This window comes from Paraburkholderia silvatlantica, from assembly GCF_003096715.1.
GTDB classification, from domain to species: domain Bacteria; phylum Pseudomonadota; class Gammaproteobacteria; order Burkholderiales; family Burkholderiaceae; genus Paraburkholderia; species Paraburkholderia silvatlantica.
This window is the reverse complement of the sequence record NZ_QEOL01000004.1, coordinates 208,816-228,730: the sequence shown is the minus strand read 5'-3', so window position 1 is coordinate 228,730 and position 19,915 is coordinate 208,816. Positions and strand designations below refer to the sequence as shown.

General features: G+C 66.4%; 15 protein-coding genes. 9 read left to right on the top strand and 6 right to left on the bottom strand.

All coding sequences use genetic code 11. The features are described from left to right. Window positions 1-125 precede the first annotated feature (125 nt). Together smc and C7411_RS07455 are read right to left on the bottom strand one after the other, a co-directional pair. Window positions 126-3,644 carry a chromosome segregation protein SMC gene (gene smc / locus C7411_RS07460; RefSeq protein ID WP_110384178.1) on the bottom strand — a complete coding sequence of 1,173 codons (3,519 nt, stop codon included), beginning with the start codon at window positions 3,642-3,644 and terminating at the stop codon, window positions 126-128. A 168-nt stretch (window positions 3,645-3,812) separates the two neighbouring features. Beyond that, a complete protein-coding gene (locus C7411_RS07455; protein ID WP_110384046.1) occupies window positions 3,813-4,916 on the bottom strand; it encodes a DMT family transporter in 1,104 nt (367 codons plus the stop codon). Between the two features lie 310 nt (window positions 4,917-5,226). On the opposite strand from C7411_RS07455, the gene dapC reads away from it, so the two are divergent. From dapC to cls, 6 genes are all read left to right on the top strand, one after another. Further along, window positions 5,227-6,450, top strand: a complete 1,224-nt coding sequence (dapC, locus tag C7411_RS07450) for a succinyldiaminopimelate transaminase (protein WP_110384177.1) — start codon at window positions 5,227-5,229, stop codon at window positions 6,448-6,450. Between the two features lie 81 nt (window positions 6,451-6,531). Then, a complete protein-coding gene (dapD, locus tag C7411_RS07445) occupies window positions 6,532-7,359 on the top strand; it encodes a 2,3,4,5-tetrahydropyridine-2,6-dicarboxylate N-succinyltransferase (RefSeq protein WP_110384045.1) in 828 nt (275 codons plus the stop codon). Next, window positions 7,359-7,724, top strand: a complete 366-nt coding sequence (locus C7411_RS07440) for an ArsC family reductase (RefSeq protein ID WP_110384044.1) — start codon at window positions 7,359-7,361, stop codon at window positions 7,722-7,724. The genes dapD and C7411_RS07440 overlap by 1 nt, the downstream gene beginning before the upstream one ends. 125 nt (window positions 7,725-7,849) lie before the next feature. Then, window positions 7,850-8,989, top strand: coding sequence for a succinyl-diaminopimelate desuccinylase (gene dapE / locus C7411_RS07435; RefSeq protein ID WP_110384043.1), 1,140 nt, complete (start codon window positions 7,850-7,852; stop codon window positions 8,987-8,989). A gap of 33 nt (window positions 8,990-9,022) precedes the next feature. Then, window positions 9,023-9,919: a 50S ribosomal protein L3 N(5)-glutamine methyltransferase gene (gene prmB, locus C7411_RS07430; RefSeq protein WP_110384042.1), complete on the top strand. Its 897-nt coding sequence runs from the start codon at window positions 9,023-9,025 to the stop codon at window positions 9,917-9,919. 53 nt (window positions 9,920-9,972) lie between these two features. Next, window positions 9,973-11,415 carry a cardiolipin synthase gene (cls, locus tag C7411_RS07425; protein ID WP_110384041.1) on the top strand — a complete coding sequence of 481 codons (1,443 nt, stop codon included), beginning with the start codon at window positions 9,973-9,975 and terminating at the stop codon, window positions 11,413-11,415. Between the two features lie 18 nt (window positions 11,416-11,433). Here the strand turns inward: cls and C7411_RS07420 are convergent, their stop codons facing one another. Then, a complete protein-coding gene (locus tag C7411_RS07420; RefSeq protein WP_110384040.1) occupies window positions 11,434-11,922 on the bottom strand; it encodes a glutathione peroxidase in 489 nt (162 codons plus the stop codon). A 189-nt stretch (window positions 11,923-12,111) separates the two neighbouring features. Here C7411_RS07420 and C7411_RS07415 point away from each other — a divergent pair, with 189 nt between their 5' ends. Both C7411_RS07415 and C7411_RS07410 read left to right on the top strand, forming a co-directional pair. Continuing rightward, on the top strand, window positions 12,112-14,070 hold the full coding sequence (locus C7411_RS07415) for an ATP-binding cassette domain-containing protein (RefSeq protein ID WP_110384039.1): 1,959 nt from the start codon (window positions 12,112-12,114) through the stop codon (window positions 14,068-14,070). Window positions 14,071-14,136: 66 nt separating this feature from the next. Next, on the top strand, window positions 14,137-15,375 hold the full coding sequence (locus tag C7411_RS07410; RefSeq protein WP_110384038.1) for a CaiB/BaiF CoA transferase family protein: 1,239 nt from the start codon (window positions 14,137-14,139) through the stop codon (window positions 15,373-15,375). 70 nt (window positions 15,376-15,445) lie between these two features. Here the strand turns inward: C7411_RS07410 and C7411_RS07405 are convergent, their stop codons facing one another. From C7411_RS07405 to alr, 3 genes are all read right to left on the bottom strand, one after another. Then, the gene (locus C7411_RS07405; protein ID WP_042265827.1) at window positions 15,446-15,709 is read right to left on the bottom strand and encodes a DUF2866 domain-containing protein; all 264 of its coding nucleotides are present in this window, start codon (window positions 15,707-15,709) and stop codon (window positions 15,446-15,448) included. Window positions 15,710-15,850: 141 nt separating this feature from the next. Then, window positions 15,851-17,227: a DNA repair protein RadA gene (radA, locus tag C7411_RS07400; protein ID WP_110384036.1), complete on the bottom strand. Its 1,377-nt coding sequence runs from the start codon at window positions 17,225-17,227 to the stop codon at window positions 15,851-15,853. Between the two features lie 16 nt (window positions 17,228-17,243). Next, entirely contained in the window at window positions 17,244-18,314 is a 1,071-nt protein-coding gene (alr, locus tag C7411_RS07395) for an alanine racemase (RefSeq protein WP_110384035.1), read from the bottom strand. Window positions 18,315-18,533: 219 nt separating this feature from the next. On the opposite strand from alr, the gene lplT reads away from it, so the two are divergent. Beyond that, a complete protein-coding gene (gene lplT, locus C7411_RS07390) occupies window positions 18,534-19,844 on the top strand; it encodes a lysophospholipid transporter LplT (protein WP_110384034.1) in 1,311 nt (436 codons plus the stop codon). Window positions 19,845-19,915 lie beyond the last annotated feature (71 nt).

Sequence of the window (19,915 nt, the reverse complement as noted above, 5' to 3'; positions counted from 1 at the left end):
TGCTCCATCAGCAATTCTTTTTCGACGGCGCGCTCGTTGCGCGCGCCGCTTCTCTGGCAGGCGCATTGCGCACGGCGGCCGCCTCTCACCGATGGCGCCGCCGGCCGCGCAACGCGTGCCGTCCGTTAGACCGTATTCTGGGCAAAACCCGCCGCAGTTTCCATGTCGACCGCGACGATGCGCGAAACGCCCTGCTCCTGCATCGTCACGCCAATGAGCTGTTGTGCCATCTCCATGGCGATCTTGTTGTGCGAAATGAACAGGAACTGTGTTTTGTCCGACATCGCGCGAACAAGGTTCGCGAAACGCTCGGTGTTCGCGTCGTCGAGCGGCGCGTCCACTTCGTCGAGCAGACAGAACGGCGCCGGGTTGAGCTGGAACATCGCGAACACGAGGGCGGTGGCCGTGAGCGCTTTCTCGCCGCCCGAAAGCAGGTGAATCGTCGAATTCTTCTTGCCGGGCGGCTGCGCCATCACCTGCACGCCCGCGTCGAGAATCTCGTCGCCGGTCATGATGAGCTTCGCCTGGCCGCCGCCGAAAAGACGCGGGAACAGTTCGCCGAAATGACGGTTCACTTCGTCGAACGTGCCCTGCAGCAGCGTGCGCGTTTCCTGGTCGATCTTGCGGATGGCGTCTTCGAGCGTTTCGATCGCGCTCGTGAGGTCGGCCGACTGCGCGTCGAGGAAGGTCTTGCGCTCCTTCGCCGCGGCCAGTTCGTCGAGCGCGGCCATATTTACAGGCCCGAGCGCTGTAATCGCATTGTTGATGCGCGTGACTTCGCCTTGCAGGTACGACGGCTTCATATCCGCCGTGAGCTTTTCCTGCAGCGCGGCCTCGTCGACGCCCGCGGCCTGAAGCTGCTCGACAAACTGCTCGCCATTCAGACGGGCCGCCTGTTCCTTCAACTGAAGCTCGGTGATGCGATCGCGCAGCGGCTGCAGCGCGCGCTCCGCGGCGAGGCGTGTTTCGTCGGCGGCGCGCAGCTTCGCAGTCAGGTCGTCGAGTTCGGCGCGCGCGGCGCGCAGCGTGTCTTCCTTTTGCGCGCGAATTTCCAGCGCATCCTGCAGGCCCGTGTGTGCGGTCTGCTCGTTGATCGTTTCCAGTTCGGCGCGCGCGTCTTCGAGCGACGCGGCCACGCGTTCGCCTTGATCGTGCGCGACCTGAATGTTGCGCTTGAACTCTTCGATGCGGTTCGCCATGTTGCGCGCGGCAAAGCGCGCGTCGGCCGCCGCGCGCTCAAGGTCGCGAGCCTGGTTGCGCGCAGCGCCGAGTTCCTCGTCGAGCGCCTCGAAGGCGAGCTGATTGTCCTCGAAGCGGGCCTGCAATTCGGCGAGCTCCACATCGTGGCGCTCGAAGTTCGCTTCCGACTCCGCGCGCAGCGCGCGCTGCTCTTCGATCTGCGTGCGGATCTCGTCGAGTTCTTCGCGGATCTGCGTACTGCGCGCCGTGTAGCGCTCATGCGCCTGGGTCAGCTTCAGCACATCCATCTGCAGCGCGTGCACGCGCTGGGTCGCGCGCTCGGCCTGCTGACGCACATCCGTGAGCACCTGCGCGGCCTGCGTGTGCGCCGCTTCCGCGCGCACGACTGCCGTGCGTGCCTCGTCGGCGAGCAATGCCTGGGCGCGCACCTGGCGCTCGAGATTCTCGATTTCCTGCTGACGTGCGAGCATGCCGGCCTGCTCGGTGTCGGCGGCGTATAGCTGCACGCCCACGCGCGTTACCACGTGACCCGCCTTCACGACGAACGCACCGCTGCCCGGCAGTTGCGCGCGCTGGGCGAGCGCCTCGGCGAGATCGTTGGCGACGTAGGTCGAGCCGAGCCATTCGGTGAGCACCGCGCGCAAGCCCGCATCGTCGATACGCACGAGCGAGAGCAGCGGCGTGAGCCCCGCGGCCGCAGCGCCCGCCTGACCCGCGGCCGGCGGCGAATAGAACGCGAGCTTCGCAGGCGGAGCGTCGCTCGCGAATGCCTTCACCCAGTCGAGATTCGACACCTCGAGCGCGGCGAGCCGCTCGCGCAGCACCGATTCGAGCGCCGTTTCCCAACCCGCTTCGACGTGCAGCTTCTTCCAGAGGCGCGGCAACGCGCCCAGTTCGTGACGTTCGAGCCACGGCTGGATCTTGCCTTCCGTCTGCACGTTTTCCTGCAACTGCTTGAGTGCGGCGAGACGGGCTTCGAACTGGTGGATCTGCGCGTTTTCCGCCTGCACGCGCTCGTGCGCGGCGCGGCGCTGCGCGTCGAGGCGCGGCACCGTTTCCTGCGCGTCGGCGAGGCGCGCCTGCGCTTCCTGCAGGACTTCCTCCTGCTCGGCCAGCTGCATGCGCAGCTCTTCGAGCTGGGCTTCGTCCGGTGTGTCGAGGCCGCCTTCCTCCGACTTCAGACGCTCGTGGCGCTGCTGAAGCTGCTGGAGCATCTGATCGGCGTTGCGTTGATGCGCGGCTTCGAGCTTGATGGCCTGCTCGGTGCGCGCGATGCCCGCGCGCTCGTCGTTCAGTTGCGCCTGTGCATCGCGCCAGCGGTTTTCGAGCGCGGGCAGCGCTTCCTGCTTCGCCGCCGCATCCTCCTCGGCCAGCGCCGCCTTCTCCCCGGCGACCGCCAGCTGCTCTTCGGCGTCTTCGATATCGTCCTGCGCCTTCTGCGCCTGGACTTGCCACTGCTCGCGCTGCGCGGTCAGCGCGGCGATCTGCGCCTGCACGCGGTTGCGCGACTCGACGATGAACTTGATCTCGGCTTCGAGGCGGCTCACCTCGGCGTTCGCTTCGTAAAGCGCGCCCTGCGCGCCCTGCATGGCGTCGCTTGCCGAGTAGTGGGCCACGCGCAGCGTTTCGAGCTGCGCTTCCACTTCGCGCAGCTGCGCGGTATGGCGTTCCAGGTCGATCTGCGCCTGCTCGATTGCGCGCTGCTGGCGTTGCTGCTCGCCCGCTGCCTCGTTCTTGCGCAGAAGCCACAGAAGGCGCTGCTTTTCCTCGCCCTCGGATTGCAGCTCGCGGAATTTCGTGGCGACGACCGCCTGGCCCTCGAGCTTTTCGAGGTTGCTGGACAGCTCGCGCACGATGTCTTCGACACGTGTGAGGTTCTCGCGCGTGTCGTGCAGGCGGTTCTCGGTCTCGCGGCGGCGTTCCTTGTATTTCGAAACACCCGCGGCTTCTTCGAGGAACACGCGCAGCTCTTCGGGCTTTGCCTCGATGATCCGCGCGATCATGCCCTGCCCGATGATCGCGTAGGCGCGCGGGCCGAGGCCCGTCCCCAGGAAAATGTCCTGGATATCGCGCCGGCGCGCCGGCAGGTTGTTGATGTAGTAGCTCGACGTGCCGTCGCGCGTGAGCACGCGCTTCACGGCGATCTCGGCATACTGGCCCCACTGGCCGGCGGCGCGGCCGTCCGCGTTGTCGAACACCAGTTCGACGCTTGCGCGGCTGCCCGGCTTGCGCGCGGTGGAACCGTTGAAGATGACGTCCTGCATCGACTCGCCGCGCAGCTCGGACGCCCGGGATTCACCCAGCACCCAGCGCACCGCGTCGATGATGTTGGATTTCCCACAGCCGTTTGGCCCGACCACCCCGACGAGTTGGCCCGGAACCTGGAAATGCGTGGGATCGACGAATGATTTGAAGCCAGCGAGTTTAATCGAGGTCAGACGCACGGCGATATCGCTGTTTGAATAGTGGTGAACGGGACCGCCCGTGCCGTACGTCGCTCGCCGCCGCGCGTCCGCTATCGATCGCGCGGCGGCGGAGTGCGCACTGGCAGCCGCCACGGCTCGCCGTGCGAACGCGCATGCGCGCGTGCGGCCGGCGGGAATCAGCGGCAATCATACCATCGCGCGCGCGCCATTCCGCGCGCGGGAAGGCCCCGGGCCCGTGCCGCCGCCTGCGCTGCCGCCACCGTTGCCATCGCTGCCGCCATCGCCGCCGCCGGGGCCGCTGCTGTCGGCGTCGTCCGCGTCATCGGTGCGGGTCGTGTCGGCGTGGGTCATGACGCTCGCGTCGGCGCTCGCGTGTGTACCGCCCTTGCGCGCGTCCTGCGCCCGGTGCACCCAGCTCGACAGCAGGGAGGCAAGCACGATGCACGCGCCGCCCGCCCATTCGCGCGGGCCCGGCGTCTCGCCGGCGAAGAGCCACGACGTGAGCGCCGTCACGACGATCTCGAACAGCATGATGATCGAGGCGCGGTTCGCCGGCACGCGGGCAAGGCCGTACTGAACGAGCATGTTGTTGGTGCCGAGCACGATGCCGAGCGCGAGCACGAGCAGCACGACGCGCGCGAGGTGCTCGCCGGCCGGTGCAGCCGCCATCGGCTCGAAACAGGAGGTCAGCGCGCCGAACAGCGCCGCGCCCGCGAAGATCACGGCGGTGCGCATCTCCGGCTTCATGTGCGGCAGCACGCGGCTCGTCTTCACGACGAGGACGTTGCTCATCGCGAAACCCATGCCGCCGATCAGCCCCGCCCATTCGGCCGCGTTGGCGGGCAGCGGCACGCCGAGCTGCGGCGACCAGAGCATCAGCACCGCACCCAGCAGCGAAAGCGCCGCAAGCGCGCCGCCTGCCCAGTTCAGGCGCTCGTGCAGGATGAAGTGCGCGAAGATCGCCGTCCACGCCGGGGTCAGATAAAAGAGCAGCAGCACGCGCATCACTTCGCCGTGGATCGCGCCCCACACGAACCCGACGTTGGTCACGCCCGCGGCGAGTCCGAGCATCGGCAGCACCCAGTGCCAGCGCACGCTCGCGAGCGAGCGCCAGCGCAGCACCAGCACGAAGAGGCAGCCGGCCGCACTCGTTGCGGCGCTGGAGGCCGTGCCGGTGAGCCCGGCTGCCGCCAGCATGCGCAGCGGATACCAGACAAAACCCCAGACGGACGCGCCAATCATGATGGCGAGCGTCGGCCAGGCGGCGCGCAGGCTCGTGCTCTGGCTCATGGCTCGCGCTTGCCCTGGTCCGGCAACGCGTTCGCAGCACACGGGCCCTCGTTCGCAACGTCGTTCGAGAATTTCATGCTTTTCCTTTATTGCGTCGCCCGGCAAGCACCGGCGGCGAGCGCCCGGGATCCGGCCGGCGCCCGCGGCAGCAGCGGCGCCACGCTATAATCGACCGCTTGCAGCCGCAACGCCGCGCTGCGCGTCCGTGTTTTTCGCCCAGTGCGGTGCAACCGGCTCGCCGGCCCGCAGCGGCCGCTCCAATCCTGCGCGCCACGCCATCCGTCTTTCGCCCACGCCTGTCCAGCCCCAAGTGAATCCGCTACTCGACACCCTTCAGTCCTACCCCTTCGAAAAGCTGCGCCTGCTCTTCAAGGACGTCGCGCCGAACGCCGGCCTGCGCCACATCAGCTTCGGAATCGGCGAGCCGAAACACCCCACTCCCGCGCTGATCCGCGACGCCATCGTCGCTTCGCTCGACGGCCTCTCGTCTTACCCGGCCACGGCGGGCACCCCGGCGCTGCGCGAGTCGATTGCGAGCTGGGTGAAGGCGCGCTACGGGCTGCCGGCGATCGATGCGAATACGGAAATCCTGCCCGTCTCGGGCTCGCGCGAAGCGCTGTTCGCGCTCGCGCAGGCCGTGATCGACCCGACAGCGGGCGTGAAAGACCCGGCAAAGCGGGCGATCGTACTCTGCCCGAACCCTTTCTACCAGATCTACGAAGGTGCCGCGCTGCTCGGCGGCGGCGAGCCGTACTTCGTGAACAGCGATCCGGCCCGCAACTTCGCCTGCGACTACTCGCAGGTTCCCGAAGAAGTCTGGGCGCGCACGCAGCTGCTGTACGTGTGCTCGCCGGGCAATCCCACCGGCGCCGTGATCACGCTCGACGACTGGCGCGAGCTGTTCGCGCTCTCCGACCGCTATGGCTTCGTGATCGCCTCGGACGAGTGCTACTCGGAAATCTATTTCGACGAAGCGAATCCGCCGCTCGGCGGTCTCGAAGCGGCGCACAAGCTGGGCCGCGGCTTCGAGCGCCTCGTCATGCTGTCGAGCCTGTCCAAGCGCTCGAACGCGCCGGGCATGCGCTCGGGGTTCGTCGCCGGGGACGCCGCCATCCTCAAGCCGTTCCTGCTCTACCGCACCTATCACGGCGCTGCCTTGTCGCCGGTCTGGCAGTCCGCCAGCATCGCGGCCTGGGGCGACGAGGCGCACGTGCGCGAAAACCGCGCGAAATACGTAAAGAAGTTCTCGACCGTCACGCCCATGCTCGCCGACGTGCTCGACGTGAAATTGCCCGACGCCGCGTTCTATCTCTGGGCCAACGTCGCGCGCACCGGCCTCACGGACACCGCGTTCGCCCAGCGTCTCTACGCCGACTATAATGTGACGGTTCTGCCCGGGTCGTACCTCGCACGCGAGGCGCACGGCACGAATCCGGGTAAAGACTTCGTGCGCATGGCGCTCGTCGCCGACGTCGAGGAGTGCATCGAGGGCGCGCAGCGCATCGTCGAGTTCTGCCGCTCGCTCAAACCGTAAAGCCTTCGCGTGCGCGCCGGGGTCCCGCACCTCGCGGCGCGCAACACCGCTTTCCACCATCAATCTCACGAAATCACCACCATGTCGCAACAACTTCAGCAGATCATCGACACCGCCTGGGAAAACCGCGCCGACTTTTCGCCCAAATCGGCCCCGAACGACGTGCGCGAAGCCGTCGCCCACGTCATCGCCGAGCTGGATCGTGGCGCGCTGCGCTGCGCCGAGAAGAAGGACGGCGACTGGGTCGTCAACCAATGGGTGAAGAAGGCCGTGCTGCTGTCGTTCCGTCTGGAAGACAACGCGCCGATGCCCGCCGGCGGCTACAGCCAGTTTTACGACAAGGTGCCCTCGAAGTTCGCCAGCTACACGGCCGAAGACTTCGCCGCGGGCGGCTTCCGTGTCGTGCCGCCGGCCATCGCGCGCCGCGGCTCGTTCATCGCGAAGAACGTCGTGCTGATGCCGTCGTACACCAACATCGGCGCGTATGTCGATGAAGGCACGATGGTCGATACGTGGGCCACCGTCGGTTCGTGCGCGCAGATCGGCAAGAACGTGCACCTCTCGGGCGGCGTCGGCATCGGCGGCGTGCTGGAGCCGCTGCAGGCCAACCCGGTCATCATCGAAGACAACTGCTTCATCGGCGCGCGCTCGGAAGTCGTGGAAGGCGTGATCGTCGAAGAGAACTCGGTCATCTCGATGGGCGTGTACCTCGGCCAGTCGACCAGGATTTACGACCGCGAAACCGGCGAGGTCTCGTACGGCCGCATTCCGGCGGGCTCGGTCGTGGTCGCGGGCAATCTGCCCTCGAAGGACGGCTCGCACAGCCTGTATTGCGCCGTGATCGTCAAGAAGGTCGACGCTAAAACGCGCGCCAAGGTCGGCCTGAACGAGCTGCTGCGAGGCGACTGATGGCGAAGTCCGCCAAGACCGTCGTGTACGGCATTCCGAACTGCGACACCGTGAAGAAGGCCCGCGTGTGGCTCGAAGAGCACGGCGTCGAGTTCGAGTTTCACGACTTCAAGAAGGCGGGCGTCTCGAACGCGCTCGTCCAGGACTGGCTCAAGGACGTCTCGCTCGACCAGCTCATCAACAAGCGCGGCACGACCTGGCGCGGCCTGTCGGAGGTGCACAAGGCCGAAGCCGACACGACCGCCGGCGCGATCGCGCTGATGATCCACAAGCCGTCGATCATCAAACGGCCCGTGGTCGTGGTGAACGGCCGCGTGAAGACGCTCGGCTTTTCCGCCGACCAGTATGCGGAGCTGTTCGCCTGAGCGCCGCATGAGGCCGGTGCGCCCGATCTGCTGCACGGCAAGGCGGGCGCACACGGTCATGACACGTTGTTGCCGGCCCCTGCTCCATCAGCGGCGCCGGCATTTTTATTGAAAGTGGTCTTTTTATGTCCGCCACCCTCGCCCTTACCGAAGCCCTGATCGCGCGCGCGTCCGTCACGCCCGACGACCAGCACTGCCAGCGCATCATGACCGAGCGCCTCGCCGCGCTCGGCTTCGCATGCGAAACGATCGAATCCAATGGCGTAACGAACCTGTGGGCCGTCAAACGCGGTACCGCGGGCGCGCAAGGCCCGCTGCTCGCCTTCGCGGGCCACACCGACGTCGTGCCGACCGGCCCCATCGAGCAATGGCGCTCGCCGCCGTTCCAGCCCTCGCACCGCGACGGCGTTCTCTACGGCCGCGGCGCCGCCGACATGAAGACCTCGCTCGCGGCGTTCGTGGTGGCGAGCGAAGAGTTCGTGGCGGCGCATCCGCAGCATCGCGGCGCCATCGCGTTCCTCATCACGAGCGACGAGGAAGGCCCGGCCACCGACGGCACCGTGAAGGTCGTCGAGGCGCTGCAGGCGCGCGGCGAGAAGATGGATTACTGCATCGTGGGCGAGCCGACTTCGACGCATACGCTCGGCGACTGCGTGAAGAACGGCCGCCGCGGCTCGATGTCGGGCAAGCTCGTCGTGAAGGGGGTGCAGGGGCATATCGCCTACCCGCATCTCGCGAAAAACCCCGTGCATCTGCTGGCTCCCGCGCTCGCCGAACTCGTTGCCGAAAAATGGGACGACGGCAACGAATACTTCCCGCCCACCACGTGGCAGGTGTCGAACCTGCACAGCGGCACGGGCGCGAGCAACGTGATTCCGGGCCACGCCGATGTGATGTTCAACTTCCGCTTCTCGACTGCGAGCACGGTGGAAGGTCTGCAAAAACGCGTCCACGCGATCCTCGACAAGCACGGCCTCGAATACGACCTGCACTGGAGCGTGAGCGGCCTGCCCTTCCTCACGCCGCGGGGCGCGCTCTCGGACGCGCTCGAAAAAGCGATCCGCGACGAAACCGGCGTCACGACCGAACTTTCGACGACGGGCGGCACGTCCGATGGCCGCTTCATCGCGCGCATGTGCGAGCAGGTGGTGGAGTTCGGGCCGCCGAACGCGAGCATCCACAAGATCGATGAGCATATCGAAGTGAAATTCATCGATCCGCTCAAGAACGTGTACCGCCGCGTGCTCGAACAGCTGATCGCCTGACCGGCCAACCGAATACGCTCTGGAGTCCAGAACATGACCCATCCGCTAGCCGCCACCTTTGCCACCGTTCGCGACCTGCTGCGCTATGGTGTCTCGCGCTTTTCGGCCGCGCAACTCGCGTTCGGCCACGGCTCGAGCAACGCCTACGACGAAGCCGCGTACCTGATCCTGCACACGCTGCATTTGCCGCTCGACCTGCTCGACCCGTTTCTCGATGCGCGCCTCACGAGCGAGGAAATCGACAAGGTGCTCGGCGTAATCGAGCGCCGCGCGACCGACCGCGTGCCCGCCGCCTACATCACGCAGGAAGCGTGGATGCACGGCCTGCGCTTCTATGTGGATGAGCGCGTCATCGTGCCGCGCTCGTTCATTGGCGAGCTGCTCGCAGACGGCCTGCAGCCCTACGTGGAAGATCCCGAACAGGTCACCGCGGTGCTGGAGTTGTGCACCGGCTCGGCGAGCCTCGCGATTCTCGCGGCGCACGCGTTCCCGAACGCCGATATCGACGCCGTCGATCTGTCCGCGCCCGCCCTCGAAGTGGCGCGGCGCAACGTACACGAACACGGCCTCGACGAGCGCATCGCCCTCTTCGAAGGCGACCTGTACGCGCCGCTGCCCGAGCGCCGCTACGACGTGATCATCACGAACCCGCCCTACGTCAACGCCGACTCGATGCAGGCGCTGCCGCCCGAGTACCGCCACGAGCCGGAGATGGCGCTCGCGGGCGGCGCAGACGGCATGGACATCGTGCGCCGCATCATCAAGGACGCACGCAACTGGCTCACCGACGACGGCGTGCTGGTGGTCGAGATCGGCAACGAGCGCGAAAACGTGGAAGCGGCGTTCGGCGGCCTCGATCTCGTCTGGCTCTCGACGAGCGCCGGCGACGATCAGGTCTTCCTGATTCAGGCCTGCGACTTGCCGGTCTGATCGTCCTGCCTTGTCCGGCCCTGCGCCCGGCTGAAGGAGCGTCCCACGCATCTATGCGATTCGACTGGTCACACCTCGGCACGCTGCTCGCGATCATCCATCTGCTTGGGCTGATCGCGGCGTGCCACGCGATCCTCAACACGCGCACCTCTCAGGGCGCGATTGCCTGGGCCGTCTCGCTCGCGACGATGCCCTACCTCACGCTCGTCCCGTATCTCTTTCTCGGCCGCAGCAAGTTCGCGGGCTATGCCGACGCGAGGCGCCTGCGCAACGAAACCTTGCGCTCGCGCGCCCACGCGCCCGACTGGGACACGCTCGTCCGCGCAGGCGAATGGCCAGCCGACGAGCTGGGCGTGCGCGTGATCCGCACGTTCGCGCGCCTGGGCGGCATGCCGCTCGTGCCCGGCAACGCCGTGCGCACGCTCGTGAACGGCGACGCAACCTTCTCCGCCATCTTCGATGCGATCGAGCAAGCCCGGCACTACGTGATCGTGCAGTTCTTCATCGTGCGCGCCGACGCGCTCGGCGACATGCTCAAGGACGTGCTGCTCGACTGCGCAAAACGCGGCGTGCGCGCGTACCTTCTGTACGACAGCATCGGCTCGTTCGACCTGCCCGCCAGCTACGTGCACGAGCTGCAGGACGGTGGCGTGGAAGTGCACCCGTTCTCCACGAAGCGCCACTTCGTCAACCGCTTCCAGCTCAACTTCCGCAACCACCGCAAGATCGTCGTGGTGGACGGCCAGCAAGCGTTCGTGGGCGGCCACAACGTCGGCATCGAATACCTGGGCGCGAATGCGCGCCTCTCGCCCTGGCGCGATACGCATATCGAACTGCGCGGACCCGCGGTTGCCAACGTGCAGTTCGCCTTCACCGAAGACTGGTACTGGGCCACCCAGCAGCTTCCCGGCTGCGAGCCGCCCACCGTCGTGCCGCGCGACGGCGACGACATGTACTGCCTGGTGTTGCCCACAGGTCCGGCCGACCGCCAGGAAACCTGCTCGCTCTTCTTCGTCGAGGCGATCAACGCCGCGAAAAAGCGCCTGTGGATCACCACGCCCTATCTCGTGCCCGACGAAGCCGTGTTCTCGGCGCTGCGCCTCGCCGCGCTGCGCGGCGTGGACGTGCGCATCATGATCCCGAGCCGGCGCGACCATTACGTGGTGTTCGAGGCGTCCATGCTGTACGCCTTCGATGCGGTGCGGGCGGGCATTCGCATCTTCCGCTACAAGCCGGGCTTTTTGCACCAGAAAGTCGTGCTGATCGACGACGTGGCCGCGGCCATCGGCAGCGCGAATCTGGATAACCGGTCGTTTCGCCTGAACTTCGAGATCATGGTGCTGACCGTGCATCGCGGCTTCGCGGCCGAAGTCGAGGCGATGCTGCTGCGCGACTTCGAAGAGACGTTCGAGATCGACCGCAGCGAGTACCGCGACGCGCCCGCGTGGCGCAAGATCACGATGCACCTTGCACGGCTCTTCGCGCCGATTCTCTAGCGCGCCTGTGCCGCCTGGCTACGCTCCGAGCTGCTTTTCGATGTCCGCTGCAATGGCCTCGGGCTTCGTCACGGGCGCGTAGCGCTTCACCACGCTGCCGTTGCGGTCGACCAGAAACTTCGTGAAGTTCCACTTGATGCCTTCGAGCCCGAGGAGCCCCGGCGCCTCGCCCGTGAGCCAGCGATACAGCGGGTGCGCGTTCGCGCCGTTCACGTCGATCTTCTCGAACATCGGGAACGTGACGCCGTAGTTCTTCTCGCAGAAGCTGCCGATCTGCGCGGCGTCGCCGGGTTCCTGCTTGCCGAACTGGTTGCACGGAAAGCCGAGTACCGCGAGCCCGCGCGCGGCGTACTGCTCGTAGAGCTTTTGCAAGCCCGCGTACTGCGGCGTGAATCCGCACTCGCTCGCGGTGTTGACGATCAGGAGTACCTTGCCCGTATAGCGTTCGAGGCTCACCGGCTCGCCGCCGCCGAGCGGTTGCGCCGAAAACGAATAGATCGATGTCATCTGGCTCTCCCTTGGAAAAGCGCCAGTCTACGTGAGAAAACATGCAATGAGCACTCGGCCAAATGGCTAGCCGTGCGGCCAATGCCGGCCTGGGCGCGCTCAGGCTGCGCACCCCGGTCTATGCGCCCCGGTCTGCGCGCCCCGGTCTAAAATAGCGCTTTCTTTCGTTTTCTTCCCGCCGGCGCCGTCGTGATCCGCTTCAACCAATTCAGTCTTGCCCGCGGCACCAAGCCGCTTTTCGAACAAACCTCGTTCACGCTGAACCCCGGTGAAAAGGTCGGTCTCATCGGCGCGAACGGCGCGGGCAAATCGACCCTGTTCGCCGTACTGCGCGGCGAACTGCACGCGGACGCCGGCGACTTCTCGCTGCCGCCGTCCTGGCGCATCGCGCACGTCGCGCAGGAAACCCCGGCGGTCGAGCGCACCGCGCTCGACTACGCGCTCGACGGCGACGCCGCGCTGCGCGAAATCGAGGCCCGCATCGCCGCGGCCTCGGCCGCGCACGACGGTGCGGCCGAGGCCGAAGCGCACGGCGCCTTCGCCGACGCCGATGGCTACACCGCCCCCGCGCGAGCCGAAGCGCTGCTGCTCGGCCTCGGCTTCACGCTCGAGCAAACGCGCCAGCCCGTGGCGAGCTTCTCGGGCGGCTGGCGCATGCGCCTGAACCTCGCGCAGGCGCTCATGTGCCGCTCCGACCTGCTGCTGCTCGACGAGCCCACGAACCACCTGGATCTGGACGCGATCGTCTGGCTGGAAGACTGGCTGCACCGCTATCCGGGCACGCTCGTCGTGATCTCGCACGACCGCGAATTCCTCGACTCGATCTGCAATGTCACGCTGCATCTGGAAAACCAGCAGATCAAGCGTTACGGCGGCAATTACTCGCAGTTCGAGATCCTGCGCGCGCAACAACTGGCGCTCCAGCAAAGCGCGTACGAAAAGCAGCAGCGCACCGTCGCGCACCTGCAAAGCTTCATCGACCGCTTCAAGGCCAAGGCCACCAAGGCGCGCCAGGCACAAAGCCGCGTGAAGGCGCTGGAAAAGATGGAGTTGATCGCGCCCGCGCACGCGAGCTCGCCGTTCACCTTCGAGTTCCGCACACCCGACTCCGCCCCCAACCCCATGCTCGTGATGGAAGACGTGCGCTGCGGCTATCGGGCCGAGGACGGCAGCGAAACGCCGATCGTCGAACGCGTCACGCTCTCGATCCAGAACGGCCAGCGCATCGGCCTGCTCGGTGCGAACGGCCAGGGCAAGTCCACGCTCATCAAGACGCTCGCGGGCACGCTCGCGGCGCTCTCCGGCGAGCTGCGCACGGGCAAGGGGCTGCAAATCGGTTACTTCGCGCAGCATCAACTCGAAACGCTGCGCCCGGACGACTCGCCGCTCCAGCATCTCGCCCGTCTCGCGCCCGACACGCGCGAGCAGGAACTGCGCGACTTCCTCGGCGGCTTCAACTTCCCCGGCGAGATGGCCACGGCGCCCATCGCGCCGTTCTCGGGCGGCGAGAAGGCGCGCCTCGCGCTCGCGCTCATCATCTGGCAAAAGCCCAACCTCCTGCTGCTCGACGAGCCGACCAACCACCTCGACCTCGAAACGCGCCATGCACTGACCATGGCGCTCGCGCAGTTCGAAGGCACGCTGATCCTCGTCTCGCACGACCGGCATTTGCTGCGCGCCACGACCGATCAGTTCATGCTGGTGGCGAAGCATCGTCTGCAGCCGTTCGACGGCGACCTCGACGACTACCGCGACTGGCTGCTTCAACACGCGGCCGAGCAACGCGCGGCCCTCAAGGAGGCCGCTTCCGGCACGGCGAATGCGGCAAACGGCGCAAATGCCGCAAATGCCGCCGATGGCGTCAATCGCAGGGAACAACGCCGCCAGGAAGCGGAGCAGCGCCAGAAGGTTGCGCACCTGAAGAAGCCGTTACAGGCGAAAATCGGCAAGATCGAAAAGGAAATGGATGCGCTCAACAGCGAAAAGAGCACGCTCGATGCTTTCGTCGCGGATCCGGCGAGCTACGAGCCGGAGCGGAAGAGCCGCCTGACCGAAGCGATCCGCCGCCAGGCCGAAGTCGCCTCGCGCCTCGAAACGCTCGAAGCCGAATGGCTCGATGCGCACGAGGAACTCGAGCAGATCGGCTAGCGCAGCGCTGGGTCGCCGTCGCGCCATCAGGCGCTTTCGCCAGGTATTTTCGCCAGGGAGTCACGAGTGTCGTCACCCGCCGCATTGCAGGGCCTTCGCGTACTGGATCTGACCCGCCTGCTGCCCGGGCCCGTGGCCACGTTGCGGCTGGCGGAAATGGGCGCCGATGTCCTGAAAATCGAGCCGCCCGGCGCGGGCGATGCGGCGCGCGTGATGATGCAGAGCGCAGTGGACGAAGTGGCCGCGCGCCCCGGTGCGTTCTATCGTCTCGTCAATCGCGGCAAGCGCGAAACGCGAGTCGACTTGAAGACCGAGAGCGGCCGCTCGGTGTTACTCGCGCTCGCGCGCGACGCCGACGTGCTCGTCGAAAGTTTCCGGCCCGGTGTGATGGACCGCCTCGGCGTAGGCTACGAGGCCTTGCGCAAGGTCAATCCGAAACTCGTCTACTGCGCGATCACGGGCTACGGCACGACCGGCCCGTTCGCCGGCCATCCGGGTCACGACATCAACTATGTCGCCTATTCGGGCGTGCTCGACCAGTTGGCCACGCGCGACGGCGTGCCGGTGCTGCCCAATTTTCAGATCGCCGACCTGCTCGGCGGCGCGCTGAGCGCGGTCACGCAGATTCTCGCGGCGCTCTGGCATGTGGCGCGCGGCGGCGAGGGCCGTTTCGTCGACGTTTCGATGGCGCACGCGAGCTACGCGCATAACGTGGTCGCCCAGGTCGCGCTGGCCAACGACGACGCCGCTGCGCTGCAGCCAGGCGGCGGCCTGCTCAACGGCGGCGTACCCTGCTATAACCTCTATCGCACGCAGGACGGGCGGTGGCTCGCCGTCGGGGCGCTCGAGCTGAAGTTCTGGCAGACGCTGTGCCACGCCATTGGCCGCGACGACTGGGCCGAGCGCCACTGGAGTCTCGGTCAGGCGATCGGCGGCGCGGATGCCGCCGCGCTCACGCGCGAACTGGCGGCCATCATCGAGTCGGAGTCACTGCAGACCTGGATCGACCGCCTGGAGGCGATCGACACCTGTGTTTCGCCCGTCCTCACGCCAGGCGAGGCTTCGCGCCATCCCCTCTTCAATGCCAAAGTGCTGCAAGCCATGCTGGACGAAATGGCCGCGAGACAAGCGCAGCAGGCTGCGCCCGGCATGCAGCCGGCGCCCTTTCAGCGAGGTGGTCAGCCGCCGGACACGCATTCCGCCCAACCCGCCCGGCCGGTCCAACCTGCCCAGCCCGGCCAGGGCGCCGACACGCCGGCTGCGCCTGGCGGCAAAAAGCCTTTCACTTACGGCCCCTGGGGCTAGCCTGCGGCGCATGCCGCGTCACCCGTGATGCCCAATGAAAAATGGGCGCCTCGCTGCGCCCATTTTTCGTTTAGCGTCGCGGCAGCGTTTGCCGCGGCGACCGTTCGTCGTCGTACATCACGTACTTGCGGCCTTCCACGTGGTGCGCGATGGTGCTGCGCACCTCGGCCGCCGTCACGTCTTCCGCCACGACGCGGCGCGAAATGCGCCCGTCGCCATCGATCCACTCGACGATGCGGCACGTGCTGCCCCAAGGTTGCATGAGCGGCTCGGACACCCGGCAGCCGCGCACGACGATCGAACGACCGCCGAAGGACGTATCAGTCTGTTTCAAGTCGCTATCCTTTCCGCTCGACACGGGTTGAACATCGCGCCAAGGATAGGGAAATCGCAGTCCGAAATGGTTACAGCCGGAACCAGGGTTGTTACTAATCATTACGCGCCAGTACAGGCCATCTGCACGTGCGCGGCGTGCTCAATCCAGCTCGCGCACGCGGTCGATCGCTTCTTCGAGACGCTCGACCGCCATTACCTGCAAACCATCGATCGGCTGTTTCGGCGCATTGGCGCGGGGAATCAGGGCGCATGAAAAACCCAGCTTCGCCGCTTCCTTCAGACGATCCTGGCCGCGCGGCGAGGGTCGGATCTCGCCCGCGAGACCGACCTCGCCAAAAACGATCAGACCCTTGGGCAACGCCTTGTTACGCATCGAAGAGTGGATGGCGAGCAGCACGGCGAGATCCGCGGCCGGCTCCGTGATTTTCACGCCGCCCACGGCGTTGAGGAAAACGTCCTGATCGAAGCACGCAATGCCGGCATGGCGATGCAGCACCGCCAGCAGCATCGCGAGCCGGTTCTGTTCGAGGCCGACGGCAAGGCGCCGCGGATTCGGCACATGCGCCGTGTCGACGAGCGCCTGTACCTCGACGAGCAGCGGCCGCGAACCTTCCTGAGTCACGAGCACGCAGGAGCCCGGCACGCTCTGCTCGTGCTGCGAGAGAAAGAGCGCCGAGGGATTTGCCACGCCGCGCAGGCCCTTCTCGGTCATCGCGAACACGCCCAGTTCGTTGACCGCGCCGAAGCGGTTCTTGAACGCGCGCACGAGCCGGAACGACGAATGCGTGTCGCCTTCGAAATACAGCACGGTATCGACGATGTGCTCCAGCACCCGCGGCCCCGCGAGGTTGCCCTCCTTCGTCACGTGGCCGACCATGATGATCGCCGTGCCCGACTGCTTCGCGATGCGCGTGAGCTGCGCCGCGCACTCGCGCACCTGCGCGACGGAGCCCGGCGCGGAAGTCAGCGCCTCGGAGTAGATCGTCTGGATCGAGTCGATGACCGCGACGTCGGGCTTCTCGGCCTCGATCGTCGCCTGGATCTTTTCGAGCTGGATTTCGGCGAGCAGTTGCAGTTCGCTCGCCATGGAGCCGGGATCGAGCAGCGACAATCGTTGCGCGCGCAACGCAATCTGCGCGGCCGACTCCTCGCCGCTTACATATAGCGCGCGCCGCTGCGACGCGATCTGCGCGAGCGACTGCAGCAACAGCGTCGATTTGCCGATGCCCGGATCGCCGCCGATCAGCACCACGCCGCCCGCCACGAGGCCGCCGCCCAGCACGCGATCGAACTCGCCTACGCCGGTCGTGAAGCGCGGTACGTCGGATGCCTCGATATCGGCGAGACGCCGCACCGGTGCGCTCTTTGCGAGCGACTGAAAGCGGTGGGAGCTCGCCGATCCGGCAACGCCTTCCACCAGCGTGTTCCACGCGCCGCACGCGGGGCACTGGCCTTGCCACTTGGGTGCCTGCCCGCCGCATTCGGTACACGTATACAGTGTCTTGACCTTCGCCATGCTCTTTGCCATGGCGTTATTCGGCCCGCACGGGAACACGCGGCGCGACGGCGCACATCAGCTCGTAGCCGATCGTGCCACAGGCTTTCGCAACGTCGTCGATCGGCAGGTTGTTGCCCCACAGCTCCACGCGCGCGCCCACGCCCGCGCTGTGCACGGGCGTGAGATCGACGGTGAGCATGTCCATGGAGACGCGGCCCACCACGTGCGTGAGCACGCCGTCGACGATCACGGGCGTGCCTTCGGGCGCGACGCGCGGATAGCCGTCGGCGTAACCGCATGCCACCACGCCGATGCGCATGGGCTTGCGCGCCGTGAAGATCGAGCCGTAGCCGACGGTCTGCCCTTCGGCGACGTGCTGCGTGGCGATGAGTTCGGACGCGAGCGTCATGGCCGGCTGCAGGCCTGTGCCTTCGAGCGCCGAGGAAAAGCCTGAGGGCGAAGCGCCATAAAGAATGATGCCGGGGCGCACCCAGTCGAAATGCGTCGAAGGATGCCAGAGCGTGGCGGCCGAATTGGCGAGGCTGCGCGCGCCCGCAATGCCCTGCGCGCCGCGCTCGAACGTCTCCATCTGCTCGCTCACGCCGCGCGGTGTGTCGGCGTCTGCAAAGTGCGTCATCAGCGTGATCTGGCCGATGCCGGCACAGGCGCGCGCACGCTCCCACGCGGCGCGATATTTCTCGGGCGTATAGCCTAGCCGGTTCATGCCGCTGTTCATCTTGAGCTGGACGTTCACCGGCTTCGAGAGACGCGCCATTTCGAGCATGCGCATCTGCTCGTCGCTGTGCACGACGGTCGTGAGGCTGTAGCGGTCGATCACGTCGATGTCGGTGGGCCGGAAAAAACCCTCGAGCAGCAGGATCGGCCCCGCCCAGCCGAGTTCGCGCAGCTTCACGGCCTCCTCGAGGTCGAGCAGGCCGAAACCGTCGGTTGCGCGCAGGCCGGGAAACGCGCGCGCGAGCCCGTGCCCGTAGGCGTTGGCCTTCACTACGGCCCAGATTTTCGACTTTGGCGCGTACTTGCGGACAACGGCGAGGTTATTGGCGAGAGCGGCGGTGTGGATCGTTGCTGAGAGGGGGCGAGGCATGGGAGATTTTTCGCAAAGACGCTTTCGAATCAGGAGCTTACAGGGTGTTTTCAGCGCCCCGCAGGCCCGCCTGACGGGCGCTCAAGGATTGTGCTAGTCCGAATGCACCTATTTTCATGATATAAAGCCCTGCGCACAACCCATTTCGAACGTAATAAGCCCGGATGCCTCCCACCCGTCCGGGGCGGACGGACCGCAGCGAGGAAAGCATCGCATCAGATGAAAAAAGGCTTTTACACCATCATGGCCGCGCAGTTTTTTTCGTCGTTGGCCGACAATGCGCTCCTCATCGCTGCAATTGCACTGCTGAAAGACCTCCACGCCCCGAACTGGATGACGCCGCTGCTCAAGCTGTTCTTCGTCCTCTCCTACGTCGTTCTTGCCGCCTTCGTCGGCGCCTTCGCAGATTCCCGCCCCAAGGGCCGCGTGATGTTCATCACGAACACGATCAAGGTCGTGGGCTGCGCCATGATGCTGGCAGGCACCCACCCGTTGTTCGCCTATGGCGTAGTGGGCTTCGGCGCGGCGGCCTATTCGCCCGCCAAGTATGGCATCCTGACCGAGTTGCTGCCGCCTGAGCGCCTCGTCGCCGCCAACGGCTGGATCGAAGGCACGACAGTCGGCTCGATCATCCTCGGCACCGTACTCGGCGGCGCGTTGATCAGCCCCCACATCGCCTCGCATGTGCTTCGCCATACGCCCGCCGCGATCAGCACACCCGCCGAAGCCGCGATGGTCGTCATCATGGTGATTTACGTGATCGCCGCCCTCTTCAATCTGCGCATTCCCGACACCGGCGCGCGCTACCCGCGCCAGCAGCACGGTGTCATCCGCCTCATCACCGATTTCGCCGACTGCTTCAACACGCTCTGGCACGACAAGCTGGGCCAGATCTCGCTCGCGGTCACGACGCTCTTCTGGGGCGCGGGCGCGACGCTGCAATTCATCGTGCTCAAGTGGGCCGAAGTCTCGCTCGGCATGTCGCTCTCCGAGGGCGCGGTGCTCCAGGCCGTGGTGGCCGTGGGCGTGGCAGCCGGCGCCATGATCGCGGCCGCGCGCGTGCCGCTCAAGAAGTCGCTCTCGGTGCTGCCGGTCGGCATCGTCATGGGTCTTGCCGTCATGCTCATGGCGTTCTACACGCGCCATCTCCTTCCGCCGCATTGGGGCCTGCATATCGGCCACATGCGCATTCCCGGCTACCTGATTTTCGCCTACCTCTTCCTCATGGTCGTGGGCGGCCTGTCCGGCTTCTTCGTCGTGCCGATGAACGCGCTGCTTCAGCACCGCGGCCACGTGCTGCTCTCCGCCGGCCACTCCATCGCCGTGCAGAACTTCAACGAGAACCTCTCGGTGCTCGTGATGCTGTGCCTCTACGCCGTGCTCGTCTGGCTCGACGTGCCGGTGACCATCGTGATCGTGCTGTTCGGCACCTTTGTCTGTCTGATGATGTGGCTCGTGATGCGCCGCCACCAGGCAAATCAACGCTCGTTCGACTCGGTCGCGCTGATCGGCGAGAATCACAGGCATTGACGCTCGCGCCTGTGGGCCCACCGTCCGGCCACCGCGTCTGCCGAATCGATCCTTTCCTGCGCACGCGCGGC

What these genes read in the sequence shown, in the direction of transcription:
- C7411_RS07455 (WP_110384046.1), bottom strand. Translation starts at nt 4,916, where the DNA reads ATGAGCCAGAGCACGAGCCTGCGCGCCGCCTGGCCGACGCTCGCCATC.
- dapD (WP_110384045.1), top strand. Translation starts at nt 6,532, where the DNA reads ATGTCGCAACAACTTCAGCAGATCATCGACACCGCCTGGGAAAACCGC.
- C7411_RS07440 (WP_110384044.1), top strand. Translation starts at nt 7,359, where the DNA reads ATGGCGAAGTCCGCCAAGACCGTCGTGTACGGCATTCCGAACTGCGAC.
- dapE (WP_110384043.1), top strand. Translation starts at nt 7,850, where the DNA reads ATGTCCGCCACCCTCGCCCTTACCGAAGCCCTGATCGCGCGCGCGTCC.
- prmB (WP_110384042.1), top strand. Translation starts at nt 9,023, where the DNA reads ATGACCCATCCGCTAGCCGCCACCTTTGCCACCGTTCGCGACCTGCTG.
- cls (WP_110384041.1), top strand. Translation starts at nt 9,973, where the DNA reads ATGCGATTCGACTGGTCACACCTCGGCACGCTGCTCGCGATCATCCAT.
- C7411_RS07420 (WP_110384040.1), bottom strand. Translation starts at nt 11,922, where the DNA reads ATGACATCGATCTATTCGTTTTCGGCGCAACCGCTCGGCGGCGGCGAG.
- radA (WP_110384036.1), bottom strand. Translation starts at nt 17,227, where the DNA reads ATGGCGAAGGTCAAGACACTGTATACGTGTACCGAATGCGGCGGGCAG.
- alr (WP_110384035.1), bottom strand. Translation starts at nt 18,314, where the DNA reads ATGCCTCGCCCCCTCTCAGCAACGATCCACACCGCCGCTCTCGCCAAT.
- lplT (WP_110384034.1), top strand. Translation starts at nt 18,534, where the DNA reads ATGAAAAAAGGCTTTTACACCATCATGGCCGCGCAGTTTTTTTCGTCG.